Raw genomic sequence first — 24,473 nt, forward strand, 5'->3', positions numbered from 1 at the left:
GATATAACTTTCGAAAACGGTTGTTAATAACAAAGGTATAGAATGAATTTTCTTTTCAAGAAATCCGCTTGGACCGTGTGGTCGTTTTGTCTGCCGTTGATGTTGTTTCCGCTTTGTGCCAAAGCACATCTCCAGGATATCGACAGCAGCGGTTGGCTTAGCGGTTTCAGTCATCCACTTGAAGGTTGGGATCATTTGTTGACGATGCTGGCTGTCGGCATTTGGGCCTCGCAGCTTAAAGGTAACTCTGTATGGCAATTGCCGTTGGCATTTGTCGGTGTGATGTGTCTTGGCGGTCTAATCGGCGTTGCAGGGCTGCCGGTTTGGGGCGTCGAGCCGATGATTCTTTTGTCGGTCGCGGTGTTCGGGTTGTTGGTTTTGCGCAGAATTTGCGTACCGGCGCTTGCGAGTATTTCGGTCGTGATGTTTTTCGCATTTTTTCACGGCTACGCTCACGGACAAGAAATGCCGGCCTCGGCCGGTTTGTTGTCGTTTGCCTTGGGATTCGTTACCGCGACACTATTATTGCACGGTACCGGCATCATAATGGTGCGCTTGGCTGTTTTGGCGTTCGCAACTGTGTTCGGGACATCGGTTCATGCACAGGCGGTTGCGGATGATGAAGATAGCGGTTCGGATATCGAATCCGAAACGATGCAGTTGGAGTTACTTCCCAAGATGGTTGTGACCGAACGCGGCGATTCTTTGGTCGGTATCGCAGACAGCGCATCGCAGGGTAATGTCGGGCAAGAGCAGCTGCAGTACCGGCCTATCATTCGGCCCGGCGAGATACTCGAAACGGTGCCCGGCCTGATCGCATCGCAGCATAGCGGCGAAGGAAAATCGAATCAGTTTTTTTTAAGAGGCTTCAATCTCGATCACGGCACCGATTTTTTAACCAAGATCGACGGCGTGCCGGTGAATTTAGTTTCGCACGCACACGGTCAGGGTTGGACCGATACCAACTTTCTGATTCCCGAATTGATAGCCACGATCCATTATCAAAAAGGCAATTACTACGCCGAAAACGGTGACTTTTCCAGTGCCGGTGCCGCCGATATACGCTATGCCAATACCTTGCCCGGACATATCGCTCGATTTACCGGCGGTAGTTTCGATTATTATCGGGGGCTGTCGGCCGGTTCGCACAGGCTCGGTGACGGCAATTTGCTTTATGGCGGCGAAATCGTTCATAACGGGGGGCCGTGGACGGTCAGCAACGATTATTTGAAATTCAACGGCTTGCTTCGCTACAGTCAAGAGTATGAAAGCTCAGGCTGGAGCGTTACCGCTATGGCCTATAAAGCCGACTGGAACGCGACCGACCAAATCCCCCGGCGCGCGGTCGACTCCAGAACGATCGGGCGTTTCGGCACGCTCGATCCAACCGACGGCGGCAGCAGTCGGCGATACAGCATCACCGGCGAATGGCATCGTCAAGACGAGGCGTCGGCATCCAAACTGACGGTTTACGGAATTTATCATGAACTCGATCTGTACTCGAACTTTACCTATTTTCTCGAAGATCCAGACCGCGGCGACCAATTCGCTCAGCCCGATAAGCGCTGGACATCCGGTCTGAACGCAAGCCACACGTTTTTTCATAAAATCGGCGCTTTCGACTCCGATAGCACAATCGGTCTGCAGGTGAGAAACGACTCGATCCGTAACGGTTTGCTGTTGACCGAGGCGCGGCAGCAGTGGGATATCGTTCGCAGCGACGATGTGCGCGTGACCAATGTCAGTCCGTATTTCGAAAACAAGACCCGCTGGACATCCTGGCTGAGAACGCAATTGGGCGTTCGTTTCGACGGCTTTCAATTCGACGTATCCGACAGTAACCGGTCCGAAAACAACGGTACGCGTACCGACGGCATCGTTAGTCCGAAAGCCGGTATCGTATTCGGGCCTTGGGCGGATACCGAGCTTTACCTGAACGGCGGTCTCGGTTTTCACAGTAACGATGCGCGCGGTATCAATCAGCGTGTCGATCCTGTGAGCGGCGATACCGTCGATGGAGGCGGTAACCCGATCAAACGCGCCGTGCCGTTGGTTCGTACTTACGGAGCCGAAGGGGGGCTGCGCACGACCTGGTTTAAAGGATTGCAAAGTACGCTGTCGGTTTGGTGGCTCGATATCGATTCCGAATTGTTGTTTGTCGGCGATGCGGGAACGACCGAAACTAGCCGTCCGAGCCGCCGTTTTGGCGTCGAATGGGCGAATTATTATTCGCCGACCGATTGGCTGACCTTCGATGCCGATTTCAGTTTTTCGAAAGCGCGTTTTCGCGGTAACGATCCGGCCGGCGATCGTATTCCCGGTGCGATTGAAAGCGTGATCGCAACCGGTGCCACGGTTCACGATATTTACGGCGGTTTCTTCGGCGGCCCAAGGTTGCGTTATTTCGGACCGAGACCGTTGATTGAAGACAACAGCGCCCGTTCGGATTCGACGGTTTTGTTATCGGCGATGCTCGGTTACCGTTTCGATAAGACCTGGACCGTGCAGGCCGAAGTGTTCAATATCCTCGACCGCAAAGACAGCGCAATCGACTACTACTACGAATCGCAAATGCGAGGTGAGACAACCCCTGTAGAAGACATCCATTTTCATCCCGTCGAACCAGTCAGTTTCAGAATGAGCGTAACCGCGAATTTTTGACTCGGATTCGAAAGCGCAAAAAAATGAGAAAATCGGCTGCTTGAAAAACGCATTGATTTCGATCCTTCTCGTTCAACTGCGCGAATTATACCTATCGCAGATCAAAATTCGGCACCGGGGTAACCCGCAAAGGACGCCGTTAATACATTCCTGTAAGCTCCTCTATGCCAGCATTCATGCCTGTCCCTCCTTCAGTATCGCCGAAATTTAAAGTACGAAAGGTATATGCCCATTCTTCATGAAAAATAATTTCGACTGAACCGAAACAGATATCCTGTAAAATGTCAGCCATTAACAAGCCGATTTCGTTGTTGGATATACACTGTCTGGTCAATTTTTAGAACCGAGTGAATCTGCCTAAGGATTTGGTCGAAGATAACTTCCCTATTTTATGGGGTGTTTGGTAACTTGATCGACAGGTGTCGCCGGCAGGGAGCCTCGGTCAAGCACAGGAATGTATTCACGGCGTCCTGTCAAGCGAGTTAACGAACCTTCGACAAAGCTCATAGCTCCAGGACGAAATCCTAACGGCCTGGTACTTCCATGCGGAAATGCCTAAATTTGAAGCGCGAAGTGTATATATGATGAAATTGGCACAATGATTTAATTTTCAGATCAATCGGGTGAGGTAAGTTGATGGTACGGGTAGGTATTGTTGGAGGCACCGGTTATACGGGTGTGGAGTTGCTGCGGCTCTTGGCTTTACATAAGAAAGTCGAGGTCTCTGTCGTGACATCGAGAAATGATGCGGGCAAAAGAGTCGATGAAGTGTATCCGAGTTTGCGCGGTTTTATCGATACGGTTTTTAGCGCCCCGGAAGTCGAGAGATTATCTGATTGCGATGCGGTATTTTTTGCGACGCCGAACGGTACTGCCATGTTGATGGCTGAACAATTGATGGCGCGGGGTGTCAAAGTCATCGATTTGTCGGCTGATTTTCGTTTGAAAGATCCAAAACAATGGGAAAAATGGTACGGCATGGAGCATGCCTGCCCTGATCTGATCGAACAAGCCGTTTACGGTTTGCCGGAGGTCAACCGCGAAGCGATCAAAAATGCTAATTTGATTGCGTGCCCGGGTTGTTATCCGACTGCTGTGCAATTAGGTTTTTTGCCGTTGATTGAGCAAGGCTTGGTCGAGGTCGATCGGTTGGTTGCCGATGTTAAGTCCGGTGTTAGCGGTGCCGGGCGAAAAGCGCAATTGACGACCTTGATGAGTGAAGCCGGCGAGAGTTTTAAAGCTTATGCGGCAAACGGTCATCGTCATTTACCCGAAGTAATCCAGGGTTTGGAGAGGATCGCTAAAAGGTCTGTAGGTTTGACTTTTGTTCCTCATCTAATACCGATGATACGAGGTATTCATGCCACCTTGTATGCGCCATTGCTAGAAGACGGAGAAGCCGTTCAAGCACTTTATGAACAACGCTATATCAACGAGCCGTTTGTCGATGTGTTGCCTTATGGATCGCACCCGGATACCCGCAATGTTAGGGGCGGCAATGTTTGTCAAATTGCCGTTCATCAGCCCCAAGGGGAGCGGATGTTGGTGGTGTTATCCGTGATTGATAATCTGGTAAAAGGGGCTTCCGGGCAAGCGTTGCAAAATATGAATTTAATGTTCGGTTTTGATGAAGCTGAGGGGCTGAGGATTCCTGCGCTTTATCCTTAAATCTTGACTAAAACACTAGGGATTGTCATACTTTGATAACTTTTTAATTTCGATAGTAGAAACTTTATGGCTGAACCAATTATTTTTACCGATAGCGCCGCTGCGAAAGTCGGCGATTTAATTGCCGAGGAAGGCAACGACAATCTCAAGTTGAGAGTTTATGTGTCGGGTGGAGGCTGCTCGGGCTTTCAGTACGGCTTTACGTTTGATGAGGAAGTAAATGAAGATGATACGCAAGTCGAAAACGGCGGCGTGACGGTTTTGATCGATTCGATGAGCATTCAATACTTAACGGGTGCCGAAATCGATTACAAGGAAGATATTTCCGGCGCTCAGTTTGTGATACGCAACCCTAACGCGACTACGACTTGCGGTTGCGGATCGTCATTTTCCGCATAATGCGGCGCGCCCGGGATAGATTCCTCCCAGAATTACCGGCTGTTTTGCACCGGTAACCGACATAAGGTTGCCGGGCAGGCTATTCATGGTCTGTCTGGCTAACCAAGCAAAAGCAATTGCTTCCACATGATCGGGATGTAAATGGTACTCTTCGGTCGATAATACGGGACAATTCAAATTGTCCTGCAGTTTTTCCAATAAATAGCTATTGCGCGCGCCGCCCCCGCAAACTAATACTTTGTCTGTACAAGGGGCATAATCGCGGATCCCGTCGCAAATGGTTTCTGCTGTTAATTGGCATAAGCATGCCTGGACATCTTCCGGTTTTTGTTCCGAGAACTCGCGGAGGTGTTTAGTTAGCCAAGCCAGTGAAAAATATTCTTTCCCCGTGCTTTTGGGTGCTGTGCTCTTAAAATAATAGTCGGCTTTTAGCTGCGAGAGCAGGCGCTTATTGACTTGACCTGTTCTGGCCCAGTTTCCGTTATGGTCGAAATGACTTTCTTGATGTTTTTTTATCCATGTATCCATTAATGTATTGCCGGGCCCGGTATCGAAACCTATGACAGGTTTCGACGAGTCTTTTGGCAAAATCGTTATATTGGCAATGCCGCCGATATTGGCGATCACACGGTTTTCACTTGGGCAGCCGAATAAAGCTTGATGGAAAGCCGGAACGAGAGGCGCGCCTTGTCCTCCGGCGGCTATATCACGACGGCGAAAATCGGCTACGGTAGTAATCCCTGTGACTTGTGCGATGATGTTGGGATCGCCGATTTGTAGGCAAAAAGGGGTGTTCGGCTCTGGTGCATGGAAAAGGGTGTGACCGTGACTGCCGATTGCAGCGATATCTGAAGCAGAAAAGCCAGCTTTAGCGATTAAACGCTGTGCGCTTTGTGCGAATAAACTACCCAGTTGCGAGTCAAGCTTGCCGATATTTTTTAGCAGAACAGGATGATCGCAAGAAGTAATTTCAGTCAGCTCGGTTCTGATCCGGTCAGGAAAAGGGTGGTATTCGAAGGCGATGAACTCAGGGTGGCCGCTACTAAAATCGACAAGACCAGCATCGATGCCGTCGATGCTGGTCCCAGACATTAAGCCAATATAGAGCTCGGTCATTGAAATTGTGATGCCCCGTTACTTCTGTGCAAGTAAGCTGTTTCTTGCTTGGTCCAGTTGTGCTATGAGAGGCTTCGTATCGGCTTTGAATTTTTCCAGCAAAGAAGGGCTGATCGGCATCGAGTTTGGCAAGGCTACCGATAACGGATCGCGATGTTCACCGTTTACTCTGAATTCGTAGTGCAGATGAGGGCCGCTAGCCAAGCCGGATTGACCGACATAGCCGATAATATCGCCTTGCTTTACAGTGCCTCCTTGCTTGAAGCGGTTATTGAATGCCGAGAGATGAGCATAAAGTGTGCTGTAGCGGTTGTCATCATGTTGGACGATGATCACGCGTCCGTAACCGTTTTGCCTTCCTAAGAATTGTATTTTTCCATCGCCGGTCACTTTTACCGGAGTTCCGGTCTTGGCCGCATAATCAACACCTTTGTGAGCGCGGATTCTATTTAAGATAGGATGCTTGCGCTTTAAATTGAAAGGTGAGCTGATACGGATAAAGTCGACCGGCGTTCGTACAAAGGCTTTACGTAAACCTTCGCCATTGGGTCGATAATATTGTGCGGAGCCGGAATTCTCCTGAAAACGGACGGCACGATAAACCTTGCCATGATTATTGAATTCGGCAGCAAGAATATTGCCGGAACCGACTTCTTCGCCTTCCGCAATATGTTTTTCATAGACGACAGAAAAGGTATCGTTTTCTTTGATATCTAATGCAAAGTCGATATCGAAAGCAAAGATGTTGGCGAGTTGTAGTATCAATTTGTCGCTCAACCCTGCGCGCTTTCCATCGTAAAACAAAGAGTTACGAATGGTGCCGACGGTTCTGGCGATTGTTGTTTCGGTGGTTTTGCTCGAAATCTCGACATTGAATGTGTCGTTTTCGCGTACAGCTTTGACGGTTTCAATTGGGCTTTTTTGGTATGAAATTTCGGTCAGTTCACCGCTCTGTGTCGTTTTGACTTGAAGTGTCTTGCCGGAGGAAATCATTGCAAACTCACGGCCTGCTTCGTTGGCATGAATAATCTGATGTAGATCGGATTTATTTAGGTGGAGTTTGGAAAAGATCGTGGAAAGATTTTCGCCTCTTTCAATAATATGTTCGATTGACCTGAAATCGGATGATTCGCCGAGATCGTCGAATTTAAACGCGAGGTTATCGTTAAACGGATTATTTGTTCCGATTAAAAAAACATTATTGGTAAAGGCGTTTATGTCGGCCGATCTGACTTTGCTTTCAGGGGTGATAAGTGCATAGCTAGCACTTGCAACGACAGCGGAGCTGATTCCTAAAAACAAGGATTTATAAATTCTATTTTTCACGAGTCTTTATGCGATAGTGGAAGTGTTCAGTAAAGTTGGGGGTGAGAAGTAGTTTTATCTGTAATTATAGCTGATATACTGAGAATATTTTGCCACGTCAATGCAACAGTATTACAGTTAGATTAATGTTTTCTTAAAAGGAGGCTAAATTGCAAGATCAATTGAAGTATCTTTCCAGAGGAACCGAGGAAATTCTGGTTGAATCTGAATTGATGAAAAAACTGGAGGAAGGGCGTCCGCTCAGAATCAAGGCTGGTTTTGATCCAACCGCTCCTGATTTGCATCTTGGGCATACCGTACTGATCAATAAATTAAGGCAATTTCAAGACTACGGGCATGAAGTCTTGTTCTTGATTGGCGATTTTACAGGCATGATCGGGGATCCGACCGGAAAGAACGTAACGCGCAAACCTCTGACGCGTGATGAGGTCATTGAAAATGCCAAGACTTATGAGGAACAGGTTTTCAAGATACTTGATCCTTCCAAGACTTTGGTCTTATTCAATTCGAGTTGGATGAATGCGATGACTCCGGCTGAATTAATTCAATTGGCCGCAAAGCATACCGTGGCAAGAATGCTCGAAAGAGATGATTTCAGTAAGCGCTATAAAGGCGGGCAGCCGATCGCGATACATGAATTTTTATATCCATTAATACAGGGATATGATTCGGTTGCGATGAAGGCCGATGTCGAGTTGGGAGGTACCGATCAAAAATTCAATCTGCTGGTAGGAAGGCAATTGCAGGAGATATATGGGCAAAAACCTCAAGTCGTCATGACTATGCCGATCTTGGAAGGTTTGGATGGTGTCCAGAAAATGTCCAAATCACTCAATAACTATATAGGTGTCGCGGATGCCCCGGATGATATGTTCGGAAAAATCATGTCAATTTCCGACGAATTGATGTGGCGCTATTTCGAATTATTGAGCTTCAGGTCGGTTGATGAAATCAATCGTTGGCGGGCGCAATGTCAGGAAGGTGCTAATCCGAGAGACTGTAAGGTCAGCTTGGCCCAGGAAATAATTGAAAGATTCCATGGTTTATCGGCTGCACAAAAAGCCTTGGAAAATTTCGAAGCTAGATTTCAAAAGGGGCAGATGCCGGAAGAAATGGAGGAATTGACGCTTGCTTCGATGGATGAAGGATATCCGATTGCGAATTTATTAAAGGATGCCGGATTGACCGGGAGTACGTCGGAATCTCTGCGTATGATTAAGCAAGGCGCAGTTAAGATAGACGGTGAAAAGGTCTCTGACAATAAATTGTATGTCGCAAAAGGGTCTGAGCATGTTTATCAGGTGGGTAAAAGGAAGTTTGCTAGAGTCAAAATAGTTAGTTAAATAAAATGGTTAGAGTTTATTGCTGGCGGGTGAGCTGTCTTTATTTGGAAAAAAGCAAAATAAACTCTTGACGGGTTGGTGTGTTGCTGTATAATGCTCGTCTTTCCCGCCGCGAAACAGCGGAACGACGGGGAAAGAGATTGAAAATAAAGTTTGACATTGAGTTTTGCCTCTGTATAATAGGCGGGCTCAACGGGAGAGAAAGTCTTCCAGCTCTTTAACAAGCAGATCAAAATAATTTGTGTGGGTGCTTGTGGCGGGTAGCTTAGCGGTTAAAGCTATTCGACGCAAGAACAACACGTTAATTCAAGTAGATTACGTTTAATTCTTAGTCGAGCCAAGATTGGTGACTGATCTTATTTAGTCACAAACCATATTAAACTGAAGAGTTTGATCATGGCTCAGATTGAACGCTGGCGGTATGCTTAACACATGCAAGTCGAACGGTAACGGTCCTTCGGGAGCCGACGAGTGGCGGACGGGTGAGTAACGCGTAGGAATCTGCCTGGTAGTGGGGGACAACGTGGGGAAACTCACGCTAATACCGCATACGCCCTGAGGGGGAAAGCGGGGGATCTTCGGACCTCGCGCTATCAGATGAGCCTGCGTTGGATTAGCTAGTTGGTAGGGTAAAGGCCTACCAAGGCGACGATCCATAGCTGGTCTGAGAGGACGATCAGCCACACTGGGACTGAGACACGGCCCAGACTCCTACGGGAGGCAGCAGTGGGGAATATTGGACAATGGGCGCAAGCCTGATCCAGCAATACCGCGTGTGTGAAGAAGGCCTGAGGGTTGTAAAGCACTTTCAATAGGGAGGAAAAAGCGTTGGCGAATACCCGATGCCTTGACATTACCTATAGAAGAAGCACCGGCTAACTCCGTGCCAGCAGCCGCGGTAATACGGAGGGTGCGAGCGTTAATCGGAATTACTGGGCGTAAAGCGTGCGTAGGCGGCTGTTTAAGTCAGATGTGAAAGCCCCGGGCTTAACCTGGGAACGGCATTTGATACTGGGCAGCTAGAGTTTAGGAGAGGAGAGTGGAATTTCCGGTGTAGCGGTGAAATGCGTAGAGATCGGAAGGAACACCAGTGGCGAAGGCGGCTCTCTGGCCTAAAACTGACGCTGAGGTACGAAAGCGTGGGTAGCAAACAGGATTAGATACCCTGGTAGTCCACGCCGTAAACGATGTCAACTAGCCGTTGGGTCTTTATTGAGACTTAGTGGTGCAGCTAACGCATTAAGTTGACCGCCTGGGGAGTACGGCCGCAAGGTTAAAACTCAAATGAATTGACGGGGGCCCGCACAAGCGGTGGAGCATGTGGTTTAATTCGATGCAACGCGAAGAACCTTACCTACCCTTGACATCCAGAGAATCTGTTAGAGATAGTGGAGTGCCTTCGGGAACTCTGAGACAGGTGCTGCATGGCTGTCGTCAGCTCGTGTCGTGAGATGTTGGGTTAAGTCCCGTAACGAGCGCAACCCTTATCCTTAGTTGCCAACAGGTCAAGCTGGGAACTCTAGGGAGACTGCCGGTGATAAACCGGAGGAAGGTGGGGACGACGTCAAGTCATCATGGCCCTTATGGGTAGGGCTACACACGTGCTACAATGGCCGGTACAGAGGGCAGCGAACTTGCGAGAGTAAGCAAATCCCAGAAAGCCGGTCCTAGTCCGGATTGCAGTCTGCAACTCGACTGCATGAAGTCGGAATCGCTAGTAATCGCGAATCAGAATGTCGCGGTGAATACGTTCCCGGGCCTTGTACACACCGCCCGTCACACCATGGGAGTGGGTTGCAAAAGAAGTAGGTAGTTTAACCTTCGGGAGGGCGCTTACCACTTTGTGATTCATGACTGGGGTGAAGTCGTAACAAGGTAGCCCTAGGGGAACCTGGGGCTGGATCACCTCCTTACAAAGACAGCAAGCGTTCGTCATAAGTACCCACAACAAATTATTTTGATCGAAGACGTCACGAGCCTGGGCCTGTAGCTCAGTTGGTTAGAGCGCACCCCTGATAAGGGTGAGGTCGGAGGTTCAAATCCTCCCAGGCCCACCAACGCGGCGCAAGCCTGGAAGCGGAAGGACCACCCGTCAAGCTAGCACTGCCTGGTTTGCACGACCCCCCAAGGGGCCATAGCTCAGCTGGGAGAGCGCCTGCCTTGCACGCAGGAGGTCGGGAGTTCGATCCTCCCTGGCTCCACCAATGCTATACAGTTTTAACGGCGAACACCCGAAAAGACTGTATAGCATTGGTGACGAAACAACAACGTCAGTAATAGCTCTTTAACAATTTGGAAATCTGTACACTGTAAATTCAGCGTTTAAAGCAATTTAAACTAAGAAGATACAAATAACAAGTTCATGTACACAGACGGAGAAGTCGAGTTTAGAAGCGCCCGTGTCGAAAGGCAAGGGGAGCGATTAAAATAGGCGGAACCGAACGTGAACTGAATGAGTTCTCAAGCAGAAAGCGAAAATGTCAGCTGATCCGTATAACGTCAGACTTATTGGGGTTATATGGTCAAGTGAATAAGCGCATACGGTGGATGCCTAGGCGATAAGAGGCGAGGAAGGACGTAGTAGCATGCGATAAGCCGCGGGGAGTTTGCAAACTAACTTTGATCCGCGGATTTCCGAATGGGGCAACCCAATCAGGACAACCTGATTATCCTTAAGTGAATACATAGCTTAAGGAGGCGAACCCGGGGAACTGAAACATCTAAGTACCCGGAGGAAAAGAAATCAACCGAGATTCCCTTAGTAGCGGCGAGCGAACGGGGAGCAGCCCTTAAGCATTGAGCAAATTAGTAGAACAGTCTGGAAAGTCTGGCGATACAGCGTGATAGCCGCGTATACGAAAATTTGCTGAGTGTGAAAACGAGTAGGACGGGGCACGTGAAACCTTGTCTGAATATGGGGGGACCATCCTCCAAGGCTAAATACTCCTTATCGACCGATAGTGAACCAGTACCGTGAGGGAAAGGCGAAAAGAACCCCGGAGAGGGGAGTGAAATAGAACCTGAAACCGTATGCGTACAAGCAGTAGGAGCCTGTCTTCGGATGGGTGACTGCGTACCTTTTGTATAATGGGTCAGCGACTTAATCTCAGTGGCAAGCTTAACCGAATAGGGGAGGCGTAGCGAAAGCGAGTCTGAATAGGGCGTCATAGTCGCTGGGATTAGACCCGAAACCGGGCGATCTATCCATGACCAGGCTGAAGGTTGGGTAATACTAACTGGAGGGCCGAACCGGGATCCGTTGAAAAGGATTCGGATGAGTTGTGGATCGGAGTGAAAGGCTAATCAAGCTCGGAGATAGCTGGTTCTCCTCGAAAGCTATTTAGGTAGCGCCTCGTGTATCACTGTTGGGGGTAGAGCACTGTTTCGGCTAGGGGGTCATCTCGACTTACCAACCCGATGCAAACTCCGAATACCAACAAGTGCGAGCACGGGAGACACACGGCGGGTGATAAGGTCCGTCGTGAAAAGGGAAACAGCCCAGACCGTCAGCTAAGGTCCCCAAATCTATGCTCAGTGGGAAACGATGTGAGAAGGCCCAGACAGCCAGGAGGTTGGCTTAGAAGCAGCCATCCTTTAAAGAAAGCGTAATAGCTCACTGGTCGAGTCGGCTTGCGCGGAAGATTCACCGGGGCTAAGCATAGTACCGAAGCTACGGATCTTACGTAAGTAAGGTGGTAGAGGAGCGTTCTGTACGCCTGCGAAGGTCGATTGAGAAGTCGGCTGGAGGTATCAGAAGTGCGAATGCTGACATGAGTAACGATAATGGGGGTGAAAAACCCCCACGCCGAAAACCCAAGGTTTCCTGCGCAACGCTAATCGACGCAGGGTTAGTCGGCACCTAAGGCGAGGCCGAAAGGCGTAGTCGATGGAAAACAGGTTAATATTCCTGTACCGGAGGTAACTGCGATGGGGTGACGGAGAAGGCTAGGTCAGCTGTCTGTTGGAATAGGCAGTTTAAGCGAGTAGGGAGTGGAATTAGGCAAATCCGGTTCCATAATTCTGAGACGTGATGACGAGTGTCCCCTTGGGGAGACGAAGTGATTGATGCCCTGCTTCCAAGAAAAACCTCTAAGCTTCAGGTTATCTGCGGCCGTACCCTAAACCGACACAGGTGGGTGGGATGAGAATTCTAAGGCGCTTGAGAGAACTCGGGTGAAGGAACTAGGCAAAATGGTACCGTAACTTCGGGAGAAGGTACGCCCTTGGTAGGTGAAGTCCCTTGCGGATGGAGCCCAAGAGGGTAGCATTAAACTGGTGGCTGCGACTGTTTAGCAAAAACATAGCACTCTGCAAACACGAAAGTGGACGTATAGGGTGTGACGCCTGCCCGGTGCCGGAAGGTTAATTGATGGGGTTATCTTCGGAGAAGCTCTTGATCGAAGCCCCGGTAAACGGCGGCCGTAACTATAACGGTCCTAAGGTAGCGAAATTCCTTGTCGGGTAAGTTCCGACCTGCACGAATGGCGTAACGATGGCCACACTGTCTCCACCCGAGACTCAGTGAAATTGAAATCGCTGTGAAGATGCAGTGTACCCGCGGCTAGACGGAAAGACCCCGTGAACCTTTACTATAGCTTGACACTGGACTTTGAACCTATTTGTGTAGGATAGGTGGGAGGCTGTGAAGCATCAACGCCAGTTGGTGTGGAGCCAACCTTGAAATACCACCCTGGTATGTTTGAAGTTCTAACCTAGGTCCATAATCTGGATTGGGGACAGTGTCTGGTGGGTAGTTTGACTGGGGCGGTCTCCTCCCAAAGAGTAACGGAGGAGCACGAAGGTGTGCTCAGCATGGTCGGAAATCATGCGATGAGTGTAAAGGCAAAAGCACGCTTGACTGCGAGACGGACAAGTCGAGCAGGTACGAAAGTAGGTCTTAGTGATCCGGTGGTTCTGAATGGAAGGGCCATCGCTCAACGGATAAAAGGTACTCCGGGGATAACAGGCTGATACCGCCCAAGAGTTCATATCGACGGCGGTGTTTGGCACCTCGATGTCGGCTCATCACATCCTAGGGCTGAAGCAGGTCCTAAGGGTATGGCTGTTCGCCATTTAAAGTGGTACGCGAGCTGGGTTCAGAACGTCGTGAGACAGTTCGGTCCCTATCTGCCGTGGGCGTTTGAGATTTGAGGGAAGCTGCTCCTAGTACGAGAGGACCGGAGTGGACGAACCTCTGGTGTTCCGGTTGTCATGCCAATGGCATTGCCGGGTAGCTATGTTCGGACGGGATAACCGCTGAAAGCATCTAAGCGGGAAGCCTCTCCCAAGATGAGATCTCACTGGGACCATGAGTCCCCTGAAGGGCCCTGAGAGACGATCAGGTTGATAGGTCAGGTGTGGAAGTGTGGTAACACATGAAGCTAACTGATACTAATTGCCCGTGAGGCTTGACCATATAACACCCAATCGGTTTGAAAACCAGAGTGTTATACAACGGCCGACAATCGCTAAAGCGAGAGAGCGAAAAACGTGTACAGATTTCCAAAAAAACAGGTGAAAAGAGCAAGGTAAAAGGCGCAAGGCGAAAGGCTAAGCGGCAGAGACCGAAAACCCTGATAAAACCGAAAACACCTGAAGTAAAGAGTTTTGAGTAGGCTCAAAGCAAGAAGCCGAGAGCGTATCGAGTGAGTTAAAGAATACCAACTTATTCCTTACGGCTTAGCGTTGAACCTGCTGTAACCAGTTTGCCTGGTGACCATAGCGAGCGTGTCCCACCCGATCCCATCCCGAACTCGGCAGTGAAACCGCTTAGCGCCGATGATAGTGTGGCAGTTTGCCATGTGAAAGTAGGGAATTGCCAGGCTCTTATCCTAAAGCCCGTGTTGATCACTCAACACGGGCTTTTTTTTGCCTTAAGGTTTGTCATAGAATGGCATCGCCAATAAAACGTATTCATTGCCGTTTGATGCTACTCGATTGGCTAAGATTTACTTAGAATTTTTATAAGAAACCTAACCCATGCCGCGCACGTATGACACTTTATATCGACAATGGTTGATGCTTTCCAGGATTCCACGTTTTCCTCGTCGAATTACTACTCCAGAGCTAAAGGCCGTGCTTTCAAGCGAAGGATACGATATCCATGTGCGCACAATTCAACGTGATCTAGAAAAGCTTTCGATTGCCTTTCCTTTGTCCTGTGACATCGACGGTAGGAGAAATTTGTGGTGCTGGCAAGAGTCGGCCCGAATCCAGGATCTACCGAATATGGATATTGTGACGGCTCTCGCCTTTGGGATGGCGGAGTCCTATCTGCATAATATATTGCCGCAGACTACACTGGATCTGTTAAACCCTTACTTCGAACGTGCGAATGAAGTTCTGGCGACGTGTAATCAATCCCGTCTTCATAGTTGGCCAGATAAAGTCGCCGTCATAAGCCGTGGGCCGGAGTTATTAAAGCCGTCAATCGACCCTTTGATTCAACAAACAATTTACGAAGGCTTATTGAAAGACAGGCAAGTTCATGCGACTTATACTCCACGGAACAAAGACTGCGTCGATTACATCATCAATCCATTGGGGATCGTTAATCGTCAGAACGTGATTTATCTTGTTTGTACGCTATGGAATTATCATGATGTTAAACAATTGGCCTTACACCGCTTCCAAAAATCTGAGCTACTCGAAAATGAGATCATGCGACCTGAATCATTCAATTTACAGGAGTACATTGAAAAAGATCAACAATTTGCTTATCCACATAGCGATGCACCGATTCAATTACAAGCTTTATTCGAACCGCGTGCAGTGATTCATTTATACGAAACACCATTAACGGAAGATCAAATTCTAACACCCGAAGAAGATGGGCGAGTCTTGCTGCAAGCCACCATTCTGGATACCCAGGAATTACGCTGGTGGCTGAGCAGTTTTGGAAGTCGGGTTGAGGTTGTGGAACCAATTGGGTTAAGGGCGTATTTTATCCAGGAAACAAAATCTTTAATGAAGCGTTATCAGTTGAATTAGATGGGCAATAATTCGGTTTTCTAAGATTTCTCATAACTGATTCTAACTAGTAATAACCAATAACTTACAGATTAAAAGATTGTGGTAAGTTAATGGATCTTATTCCGTGCGTAATATCAATTAGTAATTTTGGATCTCCGATAATTCTGAAAATAGACTCTCCGTAACCTCACTGGGAATATCCGAGCCTTGGGGTCTAATCCAAACACGAATGGTATCTTTTACTGAGACATCCCACTTATTTGTCTCATCATCTTGGCCAATTATGTCCTCAATTGAAAAAGGGCGGAGCGCGTCAATAAATTTATTTAAAATGTCCTGCCTAGAATTTAAACGGCCATTCATATAGGCGTTCGCCATGGTGTAAACTATCGAGGTTTCTATCATAGCGGATTCAAACCATAACACGGGATATCTATAGGCGAGTACCCAATTAGGGCCGTTCACCCAATTCACTCGATTGCTCTTTGAATTTAAACCAAATTGCGTTGCAGCCGCCACTTTGTCATTTTTTCCTCCCCAACAAGAGCTAAGAATAAGTCCCTTAATATTATTGCCGCGATCGCGGATTAGATCAGAAGCTTTATCGATAGATGCATCAGCAATATATTCCCCATCTCCATGCCCTCCTAAATAGAGGATTTGCTTGTTTTCTCTAGTTTGCACTAAAAAATCAAGTGCTTGTTCTAATGAGGTATCGTCGTAAAAGTTGCTATGATAAATATTAAAGTGTGAATCATCTAACTTTGAATTAAGGATTTTCTTGACTCCTTCAAAAAAAGGTAAGCCAGAGGCTTGGCCGAAATTATCTTTTGGCATAAACCAAGGAGATTCTGCTACTAATAATGCTACGTCACTCATCTAAGACTCCGTGATTATTTATATGAATTTGATTGATAGAATTTAATCTTTGGGTTCAAGTTCTACTTTTAAATATTGTCGTTATTTGGTTCTTTATTTTTTACTATTCTTAAGTGGATATTTCCTACCCATACATCAAATCACAGCCCCAAACCCGATAGAACGTTTAAGGCCACCGGGCTTGAATGATAGTTCATCACGCAAGCTTTGCAGAAATTTCTCTACATTTTTCGTTTCATTCAATACCGTCAGCTTACGTTTTACTGCGGCGAAATCGCCCGGTGTCAAACATGACATCGCCCCCAATTGTTGTTGATAGCGTTGTTTTTGGCTTAGCGACTTCCGGCTCAGTGCCGTTCCCAGGTAATGTTGCAATAGCGTCCAGCTTTGCTCCGTTTTCAAATAATCGAATTTAATTTTGAAATCGAAACGGCGTAAAACTGCGTTATCGAGATTTTCCATCATATTGGTCGAACAAATGAATAGTCCGTCGAAATGCTCCATCTGAACCAGCAACTCATTGACTTGGGTAGTTTCCCAGTTATGTTGACTATGATTTCGGTTCTGTAAGAAGCTATCCGCTTCGTCCAGTAGCAATAAGGCATTTTCGTCTTTGGCCTGCTCAAACATGCGCGCTATGTTCTTTTCAGTATTGCCGACATAGCAATCGATAATGTCGGAGGCGTGTTTAGCTAACAACGGTATCGCCAGATAATCGGCCAAAAATCCAGCGTAAGCGCTTTTTCCGGTTCCGGGTGGGCCGAATAGACAGAGGCGAGCTTGTTTTGATCGTTTCAGTCCCGCACTAATTGTGTCTATATCTATTACCGTATTCAGCAATCCAGGATCGTAAAATTCAGCTGCCTGGCGACGACTGATTTTCACCTCACCAGTCATGGCTTTCAGCGTGCCCTCGATCAAGTCTTGCAAATGAGATTCATTGGTAGAGGCTTTGTTTTCCCCTATTGCTCGTGTGACTTTAGCCGCCCGTTCGATAATTGCGGGTGATAGCTGTTCCAGGTTTGCCATGTTATTCAGCCATTTTTCACTCACTTTTATGCCGCGTAATGCCTTGGATAGCAGTTTTTTTCGTATCGGGGCGGGCGGTATATCCAGTTGCCGGACGATGTCGAAGCGACGGATAAAGGCGGGATCGATACTTGTGATGTCGTTGCTCAGCCAAAAGGTGGGCACTGGGTTGTTTTCCAGCAATTGGTTGACCCACGCTTTTTCTCGTCCGGTTGATTGATTTTCGGGCTCTAAGAACATTGGCCACGGAGTGGAAAAAATATCCTCGATTTCATCGAAAAGCAGACAATGATTGGCTTTTCCTTGCAATAAAAATTGTGCTAATTGGCAGGCGGATATACGCTCTTTTCCCGACAAAGTTTCTCCTTCGGCATCTTCTGCGCTGATTTCGTAAAGATCGATTTTCAATTCAGCCGAAAGGCTACGTACCATTTGCGTTTTACCAGTGCCCGGTGGTCCATAGAGCAAGACATTACATCCGGTTAGTTGCTGGTCGATCGCATCTCTTAGATACTTCCTCAAGCGTTGATAAGATGGTGCTATATGTTCAAAATCTCGCGCCGATAATTCTACTGCTTTTACCGGTCTGACATAATCAGCGAATAAATCAGCAATCGGTTTATTAGGGTTGTCCAACAATGTCGTGGAAATGCCTTTTAATAGACGGAGTTTATCCGGGATGGTGTCAACCGCAGGATTGATTTTCAAAAGGCCGCTTTTCGCTAGCAATCCTTGTTTATCGAAAGCCTGCATAATATCGTTCTCCGGCGCGTTGAGTATTTTATGTAAAGTCCGATAGAACTGCCGATTACTGACGCGTTCTAGGATTTCGAAACACTCGGAAAATTCGCCATCGAGATCCAGTATGCTGGCGAATAATAACAATTGAATTTCCACCTCGGAGAAACCGAAAGCCTGTTTCATTCGAACAATATTGACGAATGCTGTTTCCTGATTCTCGCTTATCGGATTGGCGAAATGGCTTGCTTGTTTCTTAATGATTCGTTGTATCTCCGAGGTTTTGTGCTCCTCGAAGTCTACTTCGTCCAGTTCTAGCAAGTTTACTATTTCATCATATATTTCAATGGATTTCGCCAGTAGCCTGAGGTTTTGCCCCATCAATAAAGCCCGGCTGAACCAAGTTTGTTTCAATTGTGTGAGGGAGCAACTTTGATCCAGGCTGTTTTTGGCTTGCCGCTGCCTGGGAATGCGATGTTTTTTGGGAGTGAGCATGATATTTCTCCAGAATGGTTCAACGGTTAATCGACTATTTGAAAAATATTATGCGGGTCTATACGACAGACTGTGTCGCTTATTTTGATTTGTTTAACCTGCCTATTCTATGGTTTTTTTGAACAAAGTTTAACTTAGAAAAAGCATTTCACCATGAAGAATAAGACGTTAATTCAATAACTTGTCATTCGTTTGTGTGCAGCTTTCCTCATCCGAAAAGTTAGCTGCAATGTTATTGTGAAAGTTCGTAGATCGAGACTTTTTATCTAATTTTTCGATATGTAAAAACTCAGCAACAAAAATGCCGTTTCCGAAGAGGGGGCGATTGCAGGCATTCATGAGCGTTAGGTAATCTCTTGAAATGCTTCATTAGCTTCATGTCGTTCATGGTTGAGCTGACGAATTTAGGTTTACTCTTAGACGGTTTTTTAATCAGAAGGGAATAATAGGCATAAAAAAACCCGAAAACTATAGCGTGTAGTTTTCGGGTTTTAAGGAATTTGTATCGATCAGATGGCGGAGAGAGAGGGATTCGAACCCTCGATACGTTGCCGTATACACACTTTCCAGGCGTGCGCCTTCGACCACTCGGCCATCTCTCCGGTATTTAATCCATCAGCGAATGGAAACGGGCAATGATAAGGTACTATTGCTTATGATGCAATGAATTTTAATTTTTAATGAGTCATGGCTTCGAGATCATGCCAGCGTTGAAAGGCATGTTCCATCTCTTTATCGATAGTTTTCAGTTTCTCAAGGGTGTCGGCGATCATTGTAGGGTCGTTTTTATAAAAATCAGGGGAATTGATTTTTTCGTTAATGGCTGAGTGATCAGACTCAAGGCGGTCGATCAGGTCCGGAAGTTCATCTAATTCTTTTTGTTCTTTATAAGAGAGTTTTTTCTTTTTTGGCGTGTCATTGCTGGTTTTTTTTTCAATGCTTTCGGTTTTTTTGACAGCAATTTCTGCGGCTTTGGTGTTTTGATAGTTTGCTAACCAGTCGCTATAGCCGCCGATATGCTCGCTTATGACGCCGCCGCCTTCGAAAACCAGTACACTGGTAACGACATTATCCAGGAAGCTCCGGTCATGGCTGACTAATAATAAAGTACCGTCATAATCGACCAGTTTTTCTTCCAATAACTCCAAGGTTTCCAGGTCCAGGTCATTGGTGGGTTCGTCCATGATGATCAGGTTGGCCGGTTTCGTGAACAATCGAGCAAGGAGTAAGCGGTTTTTTTCTCCGCCGGATAGGCTTTTGACCGGCGAGCGTGCACGCGCCGGCGCGAATAAAAAGTCACCAAGGTATGACATGACATGGCGTTTGTTTCCGGCAATTTCGACATAATCATTGCCGTCGGCAATCGAATCGGCGACAGTCATTTCCGGATCGAGTTGTTCTCTCAGTTGGTCGAAGTAGGCGACTTGCAGGCGAGTGCCTTGTTCGACAGTGCCGCTGTCCGGTTCTAATTGCTTGAGCAACAGTTTCAACAGTGTCGATTTTCCTGCGCCATTGGGACCGATCAACCCGATTTTGTCGCCGCGCTGAATGAGTGTTGAAAAATCTTTTACCACCGGTTTCTCGTCGAAAGCTTTGCAAAGATCGGTCGCTTCGATGACTTTTTTACCCGATGTGTCTCCGCGATCCAAAGATAATTTGGTCGTTCCTTGAACATTGCGGCGTTGCGCGCGTTCGTCGCGTAATTTCTTGAGTGCTCGAACACGTCCTTCGTTACGGGTGCGCCGCGCTTTTACGCCCTGGCGAATCCAAACCTCCTCTTGAGCCAGTTTTTTGTCGAATTCGGCGTTTTGATTGGCTTCATCTTCCAGTGCGGATGCCTTACGTCGAAGGTAGTCGTCATAAGTCCCTTGCCAGGATGTTAGATTGCCGCGATCGAGATCGACAATACGGGTTGCCAATTTTTGTAGAAAGAATCTATCATGAGTAACGAATAAAACGGCCCCTTGAAAATTTAATAATTGCTCTTCCAGCCATGTGATGCTGTCTAAATCCAGATGGTTGGTCGGTTCATCTAAAAGGAGTAATTCAGGTTCGAGGACTAATGCCCTCGCGAGTGCGACTCGACGCTTCCATCCGCCCGATAAGCTTTTTACCGGGAGTTCTCCCGGCAGATTTAGTCGGCTTAACGTCGATTCGACTTGTTGTTGAAAATGCCAGCCGTTTTTGGATTCCAGTTTATGCTGTAGATCGCCAAGTTCCTGCAGTGTTTTGTCGTCAGCATTATCTAACTGTGTAGACAGGGCATGGTAACGGGTTATCCATTGGCCTAATTCGCCCAGTCCAGCGGCTACGGCATCGTAAATGGTAGATTCTCCAACCAATTCCGGAGCCTGTTCTAACCAGGCGAGTTTCAGTTCGGGTTGGCGCCAGATTTCGCCGTGATCGGGCTGGATGTTTCCTGCGATAATTTTCATTAACGTGGATTTTCCTTCGCCGTTTCTACCAAGAAGCCCGACGCGCTCCCCTGGGTCCAGTTGAAAATTGGCATTATTCAGCAATGCATGGGTTCCGTAGGCGATTGAAACATTGGTTAGTCGAATTAAAGGCATGATGTTAATTTGTGTTTTGTAAATAGCGTCGTAGTAAATCCAATGCCAGCAATGCGGCTTGGTTTTGTTTTCGCTTAACGGAGCCGCCGATCGTATGAGTCGAATGCCGCAAGCCTTCGGGGCTTAACAAAGCGTTGTAAATTGTAATAGTGCAGTCTTGTTTGTCTATTGCGTTGTCTTCACTGTAGAGTTGTATAAGGGCAAGATCCGCGCCGCTTTGATTTCTTGCCGCATTTGCGATGCTTTTTGCTTGGCTTGGTAGGTCCATAATATCGTCAAAAGCGACCGAAAATCGGTCGGCGAAATGTGCGGGGCTTCGTTGATAATGAGTCTCTAAAAGCCAGTCATTGGCAATCGCGCATTTCGCTGCCATGAGACCTTGACTTATGGTTTCAATGAAGATCGCCGTTCGTTGTTGGTCCCGCATCATTTTATCGATCGTGCTAGGCAAATCGTCGCAATGGTTGCAATCGTCAGCGATTCCGAAAATAAAATCACCTAGTCGGCTTTTTATTGTATCAATATACACGTCGAGTTTCTGGCGAGGATATTGAGCGGGGGCGAGTAATTTTGTTTCGATATGATCCGGACCGGCACGAAAGCCGAGTTGAATTTCCGGAGGTATCGTAATATCTGCGATAGCCGTCTGTATGTCGGATTCGCCGATACCGATAGTTTTTAGAGTGATCAATTGCTTAGGGTTGAGAGTGTAATGACGTTCAAAAAAACATTTAACAAATTCATTAAATAGATGTTGCATTTCGAACGGCACGCCCGGTAAAAAGACAAATCGACAACGATTGTATTGTAAGGTAAACCCGGGAGCGGTTCCCCATTGATTATCTATGCGTATGGCTCCGCTAGGAAGATAAGCTTGCTTTCGATTACTTTCCGGCATGGTTCGCCCTCTATTTCTAAAGAAGCTGGAAATTTGCTCGAAAGCTTTCGTGTCGAAATGCAAGGGCATAGAGAAAGCCAAAGAGGCGGCTTGAGCGGTTAAATCATCGGATGTAGGGCCCAGCCCTCCGGTACAGATACAGCAATCGGCGCGAGACGAGATTTCTTTTAAGAGAGCTATGAGCTCATCGAGTCGGTCGCCGACGGCGGTATGTCGGGTAACCGTAAAACCCATATTTACGCAGGCTTGAGAAAGCCAGGCCGCATTGGTATCGACAGTTTGTCCGGTGACGATCTCTTCGCCTTGCGAGAAAATTTCTAGGGTCGGATTCATAAATGAACTTAAGTTGTAGTAATGATGCGGTACCAAAAAGGTAGAGTGACCATGCTCAAGACGGTGGTGAGCGTTACCGCCATGGCATAGAGGGCGCTATCTAGCCGGTAGCGGTCGCAAAAAACAATGCCCAATACCATGCTGGGCATGGCCATTTCCAAGACAGATGCGGCCTTATGCGCCTCATCCAGCGTTGAAAATACCGATACTTGCAAGGCAAACCACGGCATTAAAAATAGTTTAATCAAAATAATCGGCAGAGCATAAGGTAGATTACGCAAAGTGATGCTTTGCCAGCTTAATGCCAAACCCAATGAAAAAAGCATTATCGGCACGACGCCGGCCGAAAGTTTCTGCAAAACCCCCAGTAACCACTCGGGAGCAGTAATCTGGTTCAGATTTAAAATCACCGCCAATAAGGCTGCCCAAAAAGGCGGAGCGTTGAGATTGAGCCAGATCGGTTTGTGTTTGTGGCTATGGTTTTCGCCAAAATGGCGGGCAGTCATGATGCCAGCAGTAAATAAAAAAGGCGCGGTAGCAAATAAGTCGATCTGTATGGCGACCGAACGAGCCCAATGACCGAAAGTTTCTTCTAAAACGGGCAGTCCAAGATAGGTGACATTGGGGAATGCAGTGACCAGAATAATCGCGCCAAGTTTTTTATGTTGAATGTTAAGGGCTCGCCCGATTAACCAAATGCAAATCATTGCAAAAGCGATACTTGAAGTGCCAAGAAAAGTATATTGTAGAGATTGTACGCCTATGTCCGAACGCCACAGGACTTCTAGTACCATTGCAGGTAAAAACAAATAATAGACTACCGATGTCAAAACCGGTCGAACTTGTTCGGAGCTAAGTCCGCCTGGGCAAAGCCAGCGCCAACCGATGCCGCAAGCGATCAATACGGCCATTTGCAACAGAGTGAAGATCATAGATGCGTTGAATGCTTGGTTGAGATGCGGTTAAGACGCGTTTGATATGCGCATTTGGCAGGGTGGAATAGTTGAATGCTATTTTAACATTCACTGTTGAATTAAGTTTCGGTAATATAGTGGCTTTTCTTATTGCATATCGATACTTGCTCATGACCGAAACTTTTATTTCCGAAAAATCCATTCCTGTCCGCGAGCGCTTAATCATGGCGTTGGATGTACCGAGTATCCCCGAAGCCCAAGCCTTGGTCGAAGAATTGGGCGATTCGGTGATTTTCTATAAAGTCGGCATGGAGCTTTTCATGTCAGGGGATTATTTTGGCTTTATCGAATGGTTGAAAAAACAGAACAAAAAGATTTTCGTCGATTTAAAATTTTTTGATGTGCCGGCAACGGTGGGGCGTGCGATTCGCGCGCTAAGTAGTAAAGGCGTCGACCTGGCGACAATTCACGGTAACGATGCCATTATGGAAGCGGCCGCGAAGGAAAAAGGACAATTAAAAGTACTGGCGGTGACCGCTTTAACTAGCTTGGATAGAGGCGATCTCGATGATCTGGGCTTTCAATGCGATATACGCGATTTGGTTTTATCGCGAGCTAAGCGCGCCTTGCAAATCGGCTGCGATGGTATTGTTTCATCTGGGCTGGAAGTGTCTATGTTAAGACAGGAGTTAGATCATCGTTTGTTGGTTGTCACGCCGGGTATTAGGCCGGTCGACAATAGGGAAGAGGACGATCAGAAGCGCGTGGTCAGTGTCGAGCAAGCTTTCCTTAACGGAGCCGACTATATCGTGGTCGGTCGTCCGATTCGAGATGCCGAAGATCGTAAATCGATGGCGGAAAAAATCCAGATGCAAATTCAGTCGGTTTTTAAATGAGATTTTAACTATTTAGTCTGAATGATGCGTGGATCTTAAGGTATACCTTTCGCACTTCAAATTTCGGCAGTGCTCGAGGTGGTGCCGGGTGTCCGACAAAGGCTTTGCCAGCATGGCGCTGGCATAGAGCCTACATGGGCGTATTCACGGCGTCCTTTGACGGACACCCCGGTGCCGAATTTTGATCTACGATGGTTATATCAAGCTGATTAGATGGCACAAGATATTGCGGTTGG

General features: G+C 47.3%; 14 protein-coding genes, 3 tRNA genes and 3 rRNA genes. 11 read left to right on the top strand and 9 right to left on the bottom strand.

Annotated elements, in window-relative coordinates; genetic code table 11:
• The first annotated feature begins 42 nt into the window (after window positions 1-42).
• Complete coding sequence (locus EQU24_RS02705) at window positions 43-2,661, top strand: TonB-dependent receptor domain-containing protein (RefSeq protein WP_017840972.1); 2,619 nt, start codon at window positions 43-45, stop codon at window positions 2,659-2,661.
• Between the two features lie 139 nt (window positions 2,662-2,800).
• Here EQU24_RS02705 and EQU24_RS22225 read toward each other — a convergent pair whose 3' ends face one another.
• On the bottom strand, window positions 2,801-2,953 hold the full coding sequence (locus EQU24_RS22225) for a hypothetical protein (RefSeq protein ID WP_017840971.1): 153 nt from the start codon (window positions 2,951-2,953) through the stop codon (window positions 2,801-2,803).
• 344 nt (window positions 2,954-3,297) lie between these two features.
• Here EQU24_RS22225 and argC point away from each other — a divergent pair, with 344 nt between their 5' ends.
• Both argC and erpA read left to right on the top strand, forming a co-directional pair.
• Entirely contained in the window at window positions 3,298-4,329 is a 1,032-nt protein-coding gene (gene argC, locus EQU24_RS02710) for an N-acetyl-gamma-glutamyl-phosphate reductase (protein ID WP_017840970.1), read from the top strand.
• A 66-nt stretch (window positions 4,330-4,395) separates the two neighbouring features.
• A complete protein-coding gene (gene erpA, locus EQU24_RS02715) occupies window positions 4,396-4,728 on the top strand; it encodes an iron-sulfur cluster insertion protein ErpA (protein WP_017840969.1) in 333 nt (110 codons plus the stop codon).
• Here erpA and EQU24_RS02720 read toward each other — a convergent pair.
• Together EQU24_RS02720 and EQU24_RS02725 are read right to left on the bottom strand one after the other, a co-directional pair.
• A complete protein-coding gene (locus EQU24_RS02720) occupies window positions 4,714-5,844 on the bottom strand; it encodes an anhydro-N-acetylmuramic acid kinase (RefSeq protein WP_017840968.1) in 1,131 nt (376 codons plus the stop codon). The genes erpA and EQU24_RS02720 overlap by 15 nt on opposite strands.
• A gap of 18 nt (window positions 5,845-5,862) precedes the next feature.
• Window positions 5,863-7,170: an OapA family protein gene (locus EQU24_RS02725; RefSeq protein WP_017840967.1), complete on the bottom strand. Its 1,308-nt coding sequence runs from the start codon at window positions 7,168-7,170 to the stop codon at window positions 5,863-5,865.
• A 149-nt stretch (window positions 7,171-7,319) separates the two neighbouring features.
• Here EQU24_RS02725 and tyrS point away from each other — a divergent pair, with 149 nt between their 5' ends.
• The 7 genes from tyrS to EQU24_RS02760 all read left to right on the top strand — a co-directional run bounded on the left by tyrS (window position 7,320) and on the right by EQU24_RS02760 (window position 15,503).
• Window positions 7,320-8,513, top strand: coding sequence for a tyrosine--tRNA ligase (tyrS, locus tag EQU24_RS02730; RefSeq protein ID WP_017840966.1), 1,194 nt, complete (start codon window positions 7,320-7,322; stop codon window positions 8,511-8,513).
• A gap of 378 nt (window positions 8,514-8,891) precedes the next feature.
• A 16S ribosomal RNA gene (locus EQU24_RS02735) occupies window positions 8,892-10,426 on the top strand.
• Window positions 10,427-10,493: 67 nt separating this feature from the next.
• Window positions 10,494-10,570 (top strand) — tRNA-Ile (locus tag EQU24_RS02740).
• Between the two features lie 71 nt (window positions 10,571-10,641).
• Window positions 10,642-10,717, top strand: a tRNA-Ala gene (locus tag EQU24_RS02745).
• Window positions 10,718-11,033: 316 nt separating this feature from the next.
• Window positions 11,034-13,929, top strand: a 23S ribosomal RNA gene (locus tag EQU24_RS02750).
• A 292-nt stretch (window positions 13,930-14,221) separates the two neighbouring features.
• Window positions 14,222-14,337, top strand: a 5S ribosomal RNA gene (gene rrf, locus EQU24_RS02755).
• Together the 16S, 23S and 5S rRNA genes with 2 tRNA genes alongside form the textbook arrangement of a ribosomal RNA operon.
• A 404-nt stretch (window positions 14,338-14,741) precedes the next feature.
• On the top strand, window positions 14,742-15,503 hold the full coding sequence (locus EQU24_RS02760) for a helix-turn-helix transcriptional regulator (RefSeq protein ID WP_017840965.1): 762 nt from the start codon (window positions 14,742-14,744) through the stop codon (window positions 15,501-15,503).
• A gap of 120 nt (window positions 15,504-15,623) precedes the next feature.
• Here the strand turns inward: EQU24_RS02760 and EQU24_RS02770 are convergent, their stop codons facing one another.
• The 6 genes from EQU24_RS02770 to EQU24_RS02795 form a co-directional block, all read right to left on the bottom strand.
• Window positions 15,624-16,364: a hypothetical protein gene (locus EQU24_RS02770; RefSeq protein ID WP_017840964.1), complete on the bottom strand. Its 741-nt coding sequence runs from the start codon at window positions 16,362-16,364 to the stop codon at window positions 15,624-15,626.
• Between the two features lie 135 nt (window positions 16,365-16,499).
• A complete protein-coding gene (locus EQU24_RS02775; RefSeq protein WP_017840963.1) occupies window positions 16,500-18,626 on the bottom strand; it encodes an AAA family ATPase in 2,127 nt (708 codons plus the stop codon).
• A 514-nt stretch (window positions 18,627-19,140) separates the two neighbouring features.
• Window positions 19,141-19,228 (bottom strand) — tRNA-Ser (locus EQU24_RS02780).
• Window positions 19,229-19,303: 75 nt separating this feature from the next.
• Complete coding sequence (locus EQU24_RS02785; protein WP_017840962.1) at window positions 19,304-21,196, bottom strand: ATP-binding cassette domain-containing protein; 1,893 nt, start codon at window positions 21,194-21,196, stop codon at window positions 19,304-19,306.
• A 4-nt stretch (window positions 21,197-21,200) separates the two neighbouring features.
• Window positions 21,201-22,427, bottom strand: coding sequence for a competence/damage-inducible protein A (locus EQU24_RS02790; protein ID WP_017840961.1), 1,227 nt, complete (start codon window positions 22,425-22,427; stop codon window positions 21,201-21,203).
• Window positions 22,428-22,435: 8 nt separating this feature from the next.
• Window positions 22,436-23,359, bottom strand: a complete 924-nt coding sequence (locus EQU24_RS02795; RefSeq protein ID WP_017840960.1) for an AEC family transporter — start codon at window positions 23,357-23,359, stop codon at window positions 22,436-22,438.
• 152 nt (window positions 23,360-23,511) lie between these two features.
• Here EQU24_RS02795 and pyrF point away from each other — a divergent pair, with 152 nt between their 5' ends.
• A complete protein-coding gene (gene pyrF, locus EQU24_RS02800; protein ID WP_017840959.1) occupies window positions 23,512-24,237 on the top strand; it encodes an orotidine-5'-phosphate decarboxylase in 726 nt (241 codons plus the stop codon).
• Window positions 24,238-24,473: the final 236 nt, after the last annotated feature.

Origin of the sequence: Methylotuvimicrobium buryatense (assembly GCF_005931095.1) — a bacterium.
In the GTDB taxonomy this organism is placed as follows: Bacteria; Pseudomonadota; Gammaproteobacteria; order Methylococcales; family Methylomonadaceae; genus Methylotuvimicrobium; species Methylotuvimicrobium buryatense.